Below are 12,429 nucleotides of genomic sequence, written 5' to 3'. Positions count from 1 at the left end.
GGAGGATAAACACATGGCACTCAAACAGATGGAGCCGACAAAGGAGACGGTCGGCGGTTACAATTTTTATATCAAACCTTTTGCTGCTTTTAAGGCAGCGAACCTTACCGGGGAGCTGGCATCCGTGCTGGCTCCCCTTTTGGGAGCATTAGCACCCCTGGTATCAGATCAGAAAGAAGGGAGCCTCATGGACGTTGATGCGGCGCAGGCGGCGGAGGCGCTGTCCAACTGCACCAATATCTCCGGTGACAAGATGGAAAAGCTCATGCAGAAATTACTCCTGGGAGGGCATATCGTTGTGGAGCTGCCGGACGAGGAGGGTGAGTTTAAGCCGGAGCGTCTGGACATGGACATTGCAAATGAGATTTTCTGCGGGGAAGTCCAGGATATGTTCATCCTTTGTTTCCATGTAATCAAACTGAATTTCAACGGTTTTTTCAAGAAAATCGCCGGCCTATCTGGGAAAGCAGGATTGGCGATTCCGAAGAAGCCGCGCAAGGTTATCTGAAATACGGCAAGTTTGATTATGGACAATTTAGCGAGTTGGAATTACGCTGCTACATCCTGATAAAGGCAGGCATCGCGTCCATGCAGGAGCTTAAGGAATATTATACCCTGGACGAGGCGCTGAAGCTGTACGCGCTCTACCTCATGGAGCGTGATGTGGAAAAGGGGCGGGCTGACGAGCTGGAAAGGAGGAATAAGTAAACTTGACTATACGAGACATAGCTGTGGCATTCGGGTTTGAGGTGGATTCACAGAGCGAGAAAAAGGCGGAAAACTCCATCAAAGGGTTGAAGAATCTCGCTACAAAACTTCTCGGTGTAATCGGCATAGGATTTTCCATAGCTGGTCTCAGTAATTTAGCAGAAACCGCAGCAGAAGCGGAGGCGCTGAAATCACAGTTCTCCCAGGTGTTTGGCGAGATGGAAGATGAAGCGGCAAGCAAGCTGGAGGCAATAGAGGCGGATACCGGCGTCCTGGTGAACCGCATGAAAGGCAGCTTCACACAGATAGCTGCCTTTTCCAAGACGGCAGGTGTGGAGCAGGCAGACGCGCTCGACATAGCGAACAGATCAATGATAGCCGTGGCAGATTCCGCGGCTTTCTATGACCGCTCCATCGAGGATGTGACAAATTCCCTGCAATCGTTCTTGAAGGGAAATTTTGAGAACGATGCCGCCCTGGGGCTTTCGTGTACGGAAACCACCAGGAACACGGCGGCAAACAATCTGTATGGGAAATCGTTCAAGGATTTGAGCGAGGCAGAAAAGCAGTTCACGCTATTGTCAATGGTCGAGGATGCAAACAAAGCCTCCGGAGCGCTGGGGCAGGCAGCAAGGGAATCCGATACCTGGTCTAACCAGCTGGGAAACTTGAAGCAGTCTGTCAATGACTTAAAAGCAGCCGCCGGAAACGTGTTCCTCAAACCGGCAGTGCAGGTCTTGAAGCTCCTAAGCATGATGGTGCAGGGCGCAACAAAATGGCTCCAGAACATGACAAGCGAGACCGGGTTCCTCACCAGGGCGTTTGACCGGCTCCATGCGCTTGTGAAAAGGCTCCAGCCTGCAATAGACCGGATGGCGCAGACGCTATCCAGGGGAGTATCGAAGGGCATAGACCTGGTAAAGAACATAGTCGCAAAGTTTGGCGGCATAGAGAACGTGCTGAAAATAGCGGCGATTGCTGCAGGCGCTTTCATGGCCGTACTTGCGGTTTCAAAGATAATGAGCTTTATAAAGGCCGCCGGAGGACTTGCAGGCATCATCAGCAAGGTGGCAAAGGCTTTCAGCCTGGCGAACCTAAAGGTTATGGCGATTATAGCGGTCATCGTGATACTGGCATTGATTATTGAGGATTTCATCAATTTCATGCAGGGTAACGATTCAGTCATCGGGACGCTGTTTGACAAGGCTGGTATCGGCGCGGACAATGCCAGGGAGAAAATCCTGGCGGCATGGACAAAGATAAAAGAGTTCCTACTGAACGTGTGGGATTTCATAAAGCAGGCGGCAGGGATGTGGGTGGATACCGTAAAGGGATTTTTTGAGCGGCATTCAGAGAGCATCCGGCAGAATTTTGAAAGGGCCTGGGGGATAATCAAAACATTCCTGCAAGGGGTGTGGACGTTCATCTCGCAGCTGGCCGCTACTCTGTTCGGTTCTACAGAGGACAACATAGACGGAAGTACACAAAGCACGAAGGACAAATTGCTGGAGGTATGGGGAGCAATCCTGGAGGCGTTATCAGCTGTCTGGGATGCGCTATATGAAGTCGGCAGCGCTATTTTCAACGCCATTGCGGCGGTGATTGAAACGGTGTTCGGATGGATACAGACATTCTGGAACAACTGGGGTTCGGAGATTCTGTCATGGTTCAAGGTGCTGTGGGATTCCATCGGCGGGGTTCTGAATGGTTTCCTAGAAATCGTCAAGGGAGTGGCGAATTTCATTTCATCGGTATTCACTGGAGATTGGCAGGGTGCATGGGACGCCATCAAGCAGATATTTACCGGGATATGGGATGCAATCGTTAGTTTTATCACGGCGGTATGGGAGACAATCAAACTGTTGTTCGATATGGCCCTCGGTGCAATCAAGGCAATATGGGAAACTGTCTGGGGAGCCATAAGCAGTTTCTTCCAAGGCATCTGGAACGGCATATGCTCATTCTTAAGCGGAATTTGGAGCGCTATTACCGGAACAATCTCCAACGCGATAAATAATGCCTATTCAGTCATACAATCGGTGCTAGGGGCTATACGAGACTTTTTCAGCAACATTTTCAACACTATAGCATCCACGGTGAGCGGGATATTTTCGAATATCCTATCCGGCATTACATCAACGATAGGGAACATCAAGGACACCATTGTAAACGGCATCAACTCGGCGGTGGATTTCATCAAAGGCCTACCGGGCCAGGCCATCCAGTGGGGCAAGGATTTCATCGGCGGGCTGAAAGACGGCATCATGTCCGGAGTACAAGGGATTGTCGATGCGGTAAAAGGAATCGGAGACAAGATTAGGTCATTCCTACACTTCTCTGTACCGGACGAAGGGCCGCTGACAGACTATGAGAGCTGGATGCCAGACTTTATGAGCGGACTGGCAGAGGGCATCTCTTCCAACGAGGAGACGGTTCTGGATAAGGTCAGAGGGCTTGCAGAGGGTATTTCTTCCCTCACAAGGGCGGCAACGGCAGACGTATCTACCGCGACCGCATCAACTGTAAACAACAATTCATCCTCCAGTGTGACACAGAATGTGAACATAGCGAACAGCTACACCGGAGGAACGCCAGAAGTGCAGAAAAACGTCTCTAAGGCGATGAATAAATCTGCCAGTGACGCGACCGCATACATGGCAAGAGGATTAGCATACGCAAGGGGGTAGGCAGACATGGCAAGAAGCAATCTAAAGCCGGTATCGGTGGCAGGCATTGAGTTTGATGCTCTGATAGATGAACAGAAAACCTTGTCTGCCACTATCCCGGTCTATCCGGTGGAGGAGGGGTTCCCGGTATCAGATACAATCATCCTGGAGCCTATCAGCATCAGCATGACGCTGTATGTCACCAACACGCCGGTAACATGGCTGTACAGACATGGCACTTCCAACAGCAGGGTAAACAATATCTGCAACCGGATAGAGAACCTGTGGCTTTCAAAGCAGCTGGTGAAAATTGTAACTACAGATACGGTATATAAGAACATGGGGATCACCAGCATATCCATCAAGCACTCAAAGGAGATAGGGTATGCCAGGGAAATCTCCATCACGGCGCAGAAAGTAAGGGTGACGAGCCGAAAGACCGCCAGCATCCCCAGCTATATTCTTAAAGCTGGGGAAACGATGGCAAACGCCGGTACCGCATCAACATCCACGACATCAAGCAGCGCAGGGACGGCCAGCGGAAGTACCGGCGGCTCCTCTGGCTCCTCCAGCAGCTCTGGGGGCGGTTCCGGGGGTTCTGGCAGCTCTGGCGGTTCCGGAGGCTCCAGTGCAAAGAAAAACCAGTCAATCCTTTATGGAGTGGCAAGTGGGTTAGGATTCATCTAAGGAGGCAGGAAATGTTGTATATCAAGGTTCCGGACATGAATGATAGCGTATCAAATCTGTCCATAGACGGCACTGAATATATACTCCGGTTCACCTATAACGAGAAGTATGATTATTGGAGCTTCGGCCTTTATGACGAGGACGAAAACCCGATCATCGCCATGACGCGGATTGTGCCTAACTTCCCTATCTTCTTTTTCTACTCCGACCGCGCCATCCCGGACGGGATTTTCGGGTGCGTGTCCACGAAGGAGAAGGTAGGGAGGCAGGCGTTCAATGAAAGGACGGCGGAGTTCATCTACATACCAAACGTGGAATTGGAGGACGAATAATGGCAAATGAGAACTTTATGCGCCGCTATATCATGCGGTGCGGAAAGATGGGAGGGAGAGGTTTTGAAATAGGCAATATCCACAGTGCCAGGGAGGATGCCCTGCATGTTTCTTTCAGTGTGGAGAAGTCAAACGCCGAATCGCCAAATACGGCGAAAGTCCAGGTATGGAACCTCTCCGACAAGAATCTAAAAATCCTGGACACGAAAGACTGCGCCCTGGAGCTGAAAGCAGGGTATGAGGATTCAATGGCGCTTATCCTGGTGGGGAACATCACAAGCGTTACCACAATCCCGGACAATGCGGACCGGCTGACGGAAATAGAGGTCATGGACGGCAGGGTGGAATTGAGGGATACGAATATAACCGTTTCCCTCAATGGTTCCGTAAACTGCCAGGATGTCTATAAGTACATCGCAGGGCAGATGGGATGTTCCATCGTATTTGCAAAGGATTTATCCTATAAGACGCTGCCCAACGGATTCAGCTATGTAGGAAAAGCGAAGAACGCCCTGCAAAAGATAGCTGGATGCTGCGGCCACAGATGGACAATCCAGAACCAGGTTATACAGATTACATGGCCCGGCCGCGCAGTAAATACCAGGGGCTATCTTCTGGACAGCAGTTCCGGCCTTATCGGCCGGCCGAAGCGGATCACGATTTCCTCCGGCGGAGACAACAACGAATCACAGACCGGGTGGGAAGTGCAGTACCTACTCAATGGGGCAATCGGAGTGAATGACATCGTGAAGCTCCAGAGTGACGAGATAAGCGGATTCTTCCTGGTACACAAAGTAACCATAGACGGTGACAACATGGAAGGTGACTGGCTCTGCACAGCCCAGCTGTTAGTAATCAGGGCGCAGCCGAAACTTGACAAGAAAGCAGTCACTTCCGGCGGAGACTCCGGTTCTGGCTCCGGAGGCGATTCTTCCGGAGCGCTTAAAAAAGGTGATAAGGTTAAAGTGATACGGACTATTCAGCAGGGGAATAAGACCAAAGGATATCAATATTCCGGAGGGACATTCGTCTGCTATTATTCTGTTTACGATGTCATCCAGGTAAAAGGCGATAGGGTAGTTATCGGAATCGGAAGTACGGTCACTGCGGCGGTGAAAGCTGCTGACCTTGCCAAAGCATAGGAGGTGTTTATATATGTTACAAGAGTTTTCCCAGCAAGTGGAGGATACGGCCAGGGCGGCAGTAAACCAGATACACACCGCGCTCCCTGGAGAAATCGTGTCGTTCAATCCTGGGGCAGGGACAGCGGTAGTAAAGCCGTCCGGGAAGTTTGTCACATCGGACGGAGTGGAGCTGGCATATCCACCCATCACGGACGCGCCTGTGGCTTTCCCATTCTGCCAGTCGGCAGGGATAGGGATAGCTTTTCCGGTCAAGCCGAAGGATGACTGCCTAATCATCATCTCCGAAGTGGAACTGGATGCCTGGAGGAGCGGCGCAGAATCGGAAAGCTCCCTGCGGTTTGACCTCACAAGTGCGATGGTGATACCGGGCCTTCTGAACGGAGGCGGTGCCATCGTGGAAAAAGCCTGCAGCAAAGATGCGGTAGTCATCCAGGCCGGGGAAACGGAGCTGATGGTGTATGATGCAGGCGTTGAGATTGCATCCGGGGAAACAGAATTGAAAATCACCGGGAAGGGCATCAAGGCAAAAGGAGACATGGAGGTTGATGGGAAGATAACCTGCAAGCAGGTCATTGAGACAGGATAAGGAGATGCTGTATGGATATATTACTTGACCGGTCCGGGGATTTATTCGTTGGCGGAAATGGCGATATAACGCTCTCTGATTCTGTAGCACAGAAAATCAAGATTCGGCTGAAATGGTTCGAGGCTGAATGGAGGTGGAACCGTGACGAAGGGCTTCCCTACACGGAGAGCCTGCTGGTAAAGAACCCGGACACCGATTATTTTGAGGGAGTCGTCCGTGAGAAGATTTTTGAGGTTGACGAGGTAACGGATGTGGGGGAGGTGTCTGTCACATTCGATGCAGCCACCAGAAAAGCGAAAATACGGTTTGTAGCCAGTACGGACTATGAGACCATAAAGGAGGAGGTGGATATAAATTGCCAGATTACGGAATAACAGACAAAGGATTTGTGCTGAAAAGGCTGGATACCATCCTGGAAGAAATCCATACGGATTTGACGGACGGATGGAAGGTAGATACAAGGCTTGCAGGCACTTCTTTCCTCAATACGCTCATAACGACTTTTGGGAACCAGATAGCGAACCTATGGGAGACAGCGCAGGACAGCTATTATGCGAAGTACCCGGCAACGGCTACGGAGCTGAACCTGGATCATGCTGTACAGTATGGCGGCATCAAGAGGGCCGGAGACAAGAGAACCAGCTACATCCTCCACTGTACCGGTGATGATGGGACGTATGTTCGTGAAAATGCTGTTGTGGCAACTAACACAACTCCGGAAATCCGGCTTTTTTCAGCGGAGGAATTTCAGATTGCCAGGGAGCGGTTCAATAAGGTTTCTGTCATTGTGGCATCCGAAGATACCGGAGTGTATACCGTTTCCATCAACGGCAATCAGTACAGCTATTCCAATCCGCAAGGCGGAAAATCTTCAGCAATCCTGGCCGGACTTGCAGCCGCCATAAAGGATGAAGGTTACGAGGTTAAAGTGGAGGACGATGTTCTTATCATCAATGATAAGACAAAGACCAGGGAGAATGTGCTGACACTCACGGATAATCTCACTACTTCCAGCGTGACATCCCTGGCAAATTTCCTCACAAATGACTATGGGAAAATCACCCTGCCTTATAACATCGTTACCAGGATGGTAAACAACATCACCGGCTTTACGGCGGTGACAAACCTTCTGGAGCCTACCTATGGGCGAAAGAGGGAGACGGATATTGAATTGCGGCAGTCCTACATAGCGAAGTCGGCTCTCCGGTCAAACACCATGATAGAGAGCATCATCGCGGAGCTTCTGAACAATGTGGAGGATGTGGAATCCGCATCCGGGTACGAGAACGACATGGACGTGACAGACGAGAGGGGCCTGCCGCCGCATAGCATAGAAATCATCGTAGAGGGCGGTGATAACACGGCGATTGCAAAGGCGATCTTCCGGAGGAAAGCAGGCGGCATCCAGACCCACGGCAGCGTAGTGGTGAACGTACCCGGGGAATACGGAGACACAATCCCGGTCCGGTTCAACCGTCCGGAGTATCTGTACGCCTGGCTGAAAGTGCAGCTGGAGGGTGATGAAGCGAAAATCCCGGTCAATTATTCTTCACTTACGAAGCAGTCCCTCATGGAGGATGGCGCCCAGATGACAGCAGGCACAAGCCTCCTTACGCAGCTGCTGAATGAGGGCATTTATGACCGGGTGGCCGGCCTTACAAAAATCATCATCTATACTGCATACACCACGGACAGTACGGTTATTCCTGGTGATGGGGACTATCAGAGGGACGAGAACATTATGGCTACATCCAGGCAGAAAGTTCTCATTGACGAGAACAGAATCGAGGTGGTCCGCAAGTGACAACGGATATACTGAAAGACTGGCTGCGGGACCTGCCTATGCAGTTCCTGGGAAAAAAGAATATAGAAGTCCTCATAAAAGCATTTGCCAGGCAGATGCAGGAGCTTGACACGGTATTTGACGAGCTGAACAGCAAGACCGACCTCGATACTGCTATGGGGCAGAATCTGGATTATGTCGGAACCATCATCCCACTTACCAGGAAGGAGGCAGGAGAGCTGGCTGGCCTTAATGTAGAGGAGCCAGTCATTTCGGATGAAAGGTACCGGCAGTTTTTGAGGTATAAGCTCCTGGTAAATACCAATGAATGTACCTACTATGACCTTATGGATGGGCTTGCGCTCCTCTGGGATGTTTCCCCTATCTACTACATTGAAGACCCGGATATGCCGGCAACAATCATCCTCACCATGCCATTCCTAAAGCCTGGAGGGGAGGTAGTGACGCTGGGAGAGGTTCCGATGGTAAAAGCCGCTGGTGTACGGATAGAATTTGAGTACCGCATCAAGGTAGTGGTGGAGACGCTTGTGAGATGGATATACAGCGTCTACAATGTGCCTCTCACAAACCAGCTGGTATGCGGAACGCATCCGCGCCGGGGTTCCCTGGGGAGGATTTATCTGCTCCAGACAGAGATAGGTATAAAAGAGATTCAGCGTGTATTTGAGCTAAAAAAGACCGGCACAATCCGGGTGGGAGGAAAGCTGTACGATTCCACCATAGGCGAGGTAATTACAGAGGATGTGCAAATAGAAATCAATTCATCGTATGAGGTGCAGAACGTCATCCTGGCAGGCCAGATTGTCTGTGGGACGCATCCGCACCAGGCGGTAAATGGAGTATTCATAGGAGCGGATGCAGTAGTCGGCGGAAACGTGACGAGTGCATCCGCTTTCGTTCCATTGTCCGGCACAGTGCCAGGGCAATCAACAGAAAGCGTTATGATAGGCAGCTGCATTGAGGCCGGGAAAACCATCAGCAATGTGGCCGATGACGTGCCGCTCTCCGGTACCATGATAACCGGAGGGCAGAAGCCGGGGAAATCGCTAATCGTATCGGCAGGCGTCTCCAGCAAAGAGCCGTCTGTCCGGATCGCGGCGGCGGATGCCAAAAAGTGCGGTACCGGCGGAGAGGAAATGCTGGTTATTTCTTCCGGAATATCCAGCAGTCCGTCAGTGTCTATCGCAGCGGCAGACGCTAAAAAATGCGGAGCTAAAGAGGAGACAGTCCTTTCCATATCGGCAGGAGTCTCCGGAGAAAAACCATCTGTCTACATCACGGCGGCAACATCGCGGAGATGCGGTACCGGCGTTTGTGGAAAATAAATGAAGGAGGTGCAGGAAAATGTCTTTTTGGTCAACTGAATTTATGAATGACCGGAGGAACGACTGGCTGAAAGCCCTGGTGCTGTTTGAGTACCGTGTGGGTGACGCCTGGTATAAGGCTAAAATCAATACCAAGCGCATAGTCGGGAACACGGTGGAAGTCATCGTGAGCCTTCCCAGGGTTTCCACCGGATCACAGACTATCACGGCGGTCAGGATAATCGACGTGAAGGGGAAACAGTGCGGCTACCAGGAGACGAAGGTGGTGAGGGCCACGAACCAGGGGGTACTCGTAAAATTTGAGTTCCCAATCTATGAGAAGGAGGTTGAGCAGTAATGTACGGTAGAGAGCAGCCATATCTACACAAAAACGCGACCGGCACATACGTCAAGACGCCGTGGGTGGATGACGTGCCGGGCATCCAGGAGGGGACGCCGCAGGACGAGTTCCATTTCAACAACATCGAGGATGGGGTGGACAGCGGAAACCTCCTGGGGGAGTTCCTGGCGGAAGTCGTGTATAAGCACGAGCGCCAGATCAGCAACGTGGGCGGCGAAGTCATCACCAGGACGCTCAAGAACACCAACGAGGATTTCTACAACAATAATTCCGCCCAGACGGTGGCGCTGTCTGTGGCAAGGGATACCCTGGACTACCGGGTGGATGCAGAAATCCAGGGTGATGTAACCAATGTTGGCGATGTAGTCATCTATGACAAGCAGCTGAACGGTTTCAAGGTCAAATACACCGGGAGCGCCCCGGAAGTAACGCTGAAGCTGTATGTCCACGGAGGTAATGCGGCATGAGTGCAAATGTTATCATCCGGAGTGACGAGAGGAACCACCAGCGCGACCAGGCGCTAAGGGAGTATGGAATCGACCCTTCCAGAGCATCCGCACATCAGAAGGATATGGCGGACTGCATCGCTATGGAAACCAACAGAGCCTACCATGAGGCGCACAGAATAGGAGGTAAGAGGTAATGAATGTAATCAATGTGAATGAAGGACCGAAAATGGAGTATTCCGTCAGTAAGAACAAAATCACGTTCGCTGACGAGCTGATGCTGAACCTGGAGAAACGCGAGAGGGACTATCCGGTCTCCATCGACATCTGCATTGACAAGTTCGGCATGGTGACTACCGGCCTGGGAGTGAGGTATGCTGCCCAGATTGAGATTCCGGAGCGCCAGTACACGGAGGAAGTCATTGACAATCCGGATTATGACCCGGAGGACCCCCAGAGCCAGAAAACAACCATCAAGAAGGAGCCGGTACCTTTCAACATGGCAAATGTCACACTTAAACTTTACGCAATCTAAGAAGGAGGATTTTATATCATGGGAAATTACGACCAGTTTGCAGCAGCTGTAAAAGAGATTTCGGGAGGCAAGAATGTGGTTCTTCTGGATGACATGGATATGCCGTCCATTTATGTGCCTATCTACAAGATGAAAAATAGTGACCTGGTTACTGGATTGAGCCAGAATATCCATCCTGCTTTCAGTGTGGCAGAGAACGGCGCCCAGGTGGAACGTTCTGTATTCTATTATTCTAAGTATCAGAACGTGATTATCAACGGCAGAGCCTACTCCCTGGCACACAGAGACCCCAATGTGTACATCAATTTCGACCAGGCAAAGATAGCCTGCGATGCAAAGGGGCCTGGATTCCACTTGGGGACGATGGCAGAATGGGCCTGCATTGCCCTCTGGTGCCGGAAGAATGGAACGATGCCGCGTGGCAACAACAGCTACGGATGCGATCACGGCCACAGCTATGAGAAAGGCCAGGTAAGCTACCAGTACACAGACAGCGGAAAACAGTATGACGGACGTACATTTACCGGTTCCGGTCCGGCAACCTGGGGGCATGACTGGACACAGTTTGGCATCCAGGACATGAACGGCAACGTCTGGGAGTGGGTAGGCGGCATGCGTCTGAAAGAAGGAGAAATCCAGGTGATTCCGTACAACAATGCAGCACTCGGAGCGGACTGCGACCAGGGGCCTTCCTCTACTCTCTGGAAAGCTATCAAGAATGATGGTTCCCTGGTGGAGCCTGGGACGGCTGCAACTCTGAAATATGACTGGGTGTCCGGCAAGATTCAGCTGACAACCGGAATTACTGTCGCGGCGGATGCCGGGCGTTACTGCGAGTACAAGGATATGTCGCTGGCAAGCGGCCTGACGGCTCCGGAGCTGGCGAAAGTCCTTCTGATTTATCCGGATGAACCCGGAGGAGATTACGCTGGGGACGGTCATTGGATGAACAACGCCGGAGAACGTTTTCCGCTCTGTGGGGGCCGCTGGAACGGCGCCGCGAACGCTGGCGTGTTCAGCGTGAATTTGCGCAACCCGCGCTCGAACTCGGACCACAACGTTGGTTTTCGCTCCGCTTATGTAGAACTGTAAAACTGCCCACTGAATCACTGACCGCCCTGCGGTAGCAGGGCTATAACTTTACGGAGGCAATATGTCTGAAAAGAGAGCTGCCACTACCGGCGGCATAAGCAAGCAGGAGGCGGAAAATCTCCAGATAAGGCAGAAAGTATTAGACATGGCCGCGTATGCGATGCCGCTCATAGAACGGTGGAGCGTGGCGCACCAGAAACTCCTGGGAGATGACATCGCCCACTGCATGAATGAAATGGTAGAGCTTGCGGCAGCTCTCCAGTTCGAGCAGAATAAGAAAACTCCGTGCAAAAATCTGGATATGAAGAATAAAGCCTTGCAGGATTTTATCACCCTGGCATATGCGCTGAAATATCTGAAAGGTTCATCGTCCTATGATGAATGGACGCGCCGGTCAAAAGAAATCGGCGCGATGATTGGAGGGTATAAAAAGTACATATACGAGGAGACGCCTGCAGCAAAGGGCAAGAGGTAGGGAGGCATCCGGGAATACCGGGTGCTTTCCTTTTGGGAGCAGGCTATACACTACGTTTGCCGATCTGTGGGGGCAACTGGAACAACGCCGCGAACGCTGGCGTGTTCAACGTGAATTTGAACAACCCGCGCTCGAACTCGAACCACAACGTTGGTTTTCGCTCCGCTCTACTCTCATATGCCAGAACCGGTCAGATTACGGTCTGCCCGGCAGTGCGAGAGATTAAAGGAGCCTGTTTCCGCTCCGGGCCGCAAGGCAGGAGAAAAATGGTGCCATGTGTGCGTATGT

At 51.5% G+C, this 12,429-nt stretch carries 16 protein-coding genes; all 16 read left to right on the top strand.

Going from position 1 to position 12,429, the window contains the following annotated elements:
• The first annotated feature begins 13 nt into the window (after positions 1-13).
• Positions 14-508, top strand: coding sequence for a phage tail assembly chaperone (locus NSB25_RS11360; protein WP_103239769.1), 495 nt, complete (start codon positions 14-16; stop codon positions 506-508).
• 35 nt (positions 509-543) lie between these two features.
• Positions 544-708, top strand: a complete 165-nt coding sequence (locus NSB25_RS11355) for a hypothetical protein (protein ID WP_172455086.1) — start codon at positions 544-546, stop codon at positions 706-708.
• A gap of 2 nt (positions 709-710) precedes the next feature.
• Positions 711-3,395 (top strand): phage tail protein, encoded by a 2,685-nt coding sequence (locus tag NSB25_RS11350; RefSeq protein WP_103239768.1) that lies wholly within the window; start codon positions 711-713, stop codon positions 3,393-3,395.
• 6 nt (positions 3,396-3,401) lie between these two features.
• Positions 3,402-4,061 carry a phage baseplate protein gene (locus tag NSB25_RS11345; RefSeq protein ID WP_103239767.1) on the top strand — a complete coding sequence of 220 codons (660 nt, stop codon included), beginning with the start codon at positions 3,402-3,404 and terminating at the stop codon, positions 4,059-4,061.
• Positions 4,062-4,072: 11 nt separating this feature from the next.
• A complete protein-coding gene (locus NSB25_RS11340) occupies positions 4,073-4,393 on the top strand; it encodes a phage baseplate plug family protein (RefSeq protein WP_103239766.1) in 321 nt (106 codons plus the stop codon).
• Positions 4,393-5,535 (top strand): phage protein, encoded by a 1,143-nt coding sequence (locus NSB25_RS11335; RefSeq protein WP_207656159.1) that lies wholly within the window; start codon positions 4,393-4,395, stop codon positions 5,533-5,535. Before NSB25_RS11340 ends, NSB25_RS11335 begins: the two co-directional genes overlap by 1 nt.
• A gap of 13 nt (positions 5,536-5,548) precedes the next feature.
• Positions 5,549-6,124, top strand: coding sequence for a Gp138 family membrane-puncturing spike protein (locus NSB25_RS11330; RefSeq protein ID WP_103239765.1), 576 nt, complete (start codon positions 5,549-5,551; stop codon positions 6,122-6,124).
• Positions 6,125-6,135: 11 nt separating this feature from the next.
• The gene (locus tag NSB25_RS11325) at positions 6,136-6,498 is read left to right on the top strand and encodes a contractile injection system sheath initiator (RefSeq protein WP_103239764.1); all 363 of its coding nucleotides are present in this window, start codon (positions 6,136-6,138) and stop codon (positions 6,496-6,498) included.
• The gene (locus NSB25_RS11320) at positions 6,480-7,928 is read left to right on the top strand and encodes a hypothetical protein (protein ID WP_103239763.1); all 1,449 of its coding nucleotides are present in this window, start codon (positions 6,480-6,482) and stop codon (positions 7,926-7,928) included. The genes NSB25_RS11325 and NSB25_RS11320 overlap by 19 nt, the downstream gene beginning before the upstream one ends.
• A complete protein-coding gene (locus NSB25_RS11315) occupies positions 7,925-9,253 on the top strand; it encodes a hypothetical protein (RefSeq protein ID WP_103239762.1) in 1,329 nt (442 codons plus the stop codon). The genes NSB25_RS11320 and NSB25_RS11315 overlap by 4 nt, the downstream gene beginning before the upstream one ends.
• Before the next feature lie 19 nt (positions 9,254-9,272).
• Positions 9,273-9,590: a hypothetical protein gene (locus NSB25_RS11310; RefSeq protein ID WP_146040037.1), complete on the top strand. Its 318-nt coding sequence runs from the start codon at positions 9,273-9,275 to the stop codon at positions 9,588-9,590.
• Between the two features lie 65 nt (positions 9,591-9,655).
• Positions 9,656-10,060, top strand: coding sequence for a hypothetical protein (locus NSB25_RS11305; protein ID WP_146040036.1), 405 nt, complete (start codon positions 9,656-9,658; stop codon positions 10,058-10,060).
• Positions 10,057-10,236 carry a hypothetical protein gene (locus tag NSB25_RS11300; RefSeq protein ID WP_103239759.1) on the top strand — a complete coding sequence of 60 codons (180 nt, stop codon included), beginning with the start codon at positions 10,057-10,059 and terminating at the stop codon, positions 10,234-10,236. The genes NSB25_RS11305 and NSB25_RS11300 overlap by 4 nt, the downstream gene beginning before the upstream one ends.
• Positions 10,236-10,574, top strand: coding sequence for a hypothetical protein (locus NSB25_RS11295; protein ID WP_103239758.1), 339 nt, complete (start codon positions 10,236-10,238; stop codon positions 10,572-10,574). The genes NSB25_RS11300 and NSB25_RS11295 overlap by 1 nt, the downstream gene beginning before the upstream one ends.
• An 18-nt stretch (positions 10,575-10,592) precedes the next feature.
• Positions 10,593-11,666, top strand: a complete 1,074-nt coding sequence (locus NSB25_RS11290; protein ID WP_103239757.1) for an SUMF1/EgtB/PvdO family nonheme iron enzyme — start codon at positions 10,593-10,595, stop codon at positions 11,664-11,666.
• Between the two features lie 61 nt (positions 11,667-11,727).
• A complete protein-coding gene (locus NSB25_RS11285; RefSeq protein ID WP_103239756.1) occupies positions 11,728-12,141 on the top strand; it encodes a four helix bundle protein in 414 nt (137 codons plus the stop codon).
• Positions 12,142-12,429 lie beyond the last annotated feature (288 nt).

It is taken from the genome of Acetatifactor muris, assembly GCF_024623325.1.
GTDB classification, from domain to species: domain Bacteria; phylum Bacillota; class Clostridia; order Lachnospirales; family Lachnospiraceae; genus Acetatifactor; species Acetatifactor muris.
Note: the sequence above shows the minus strand (reverse complement) of the source record. Positions and strands in the feature narration are given on the sequence as shown.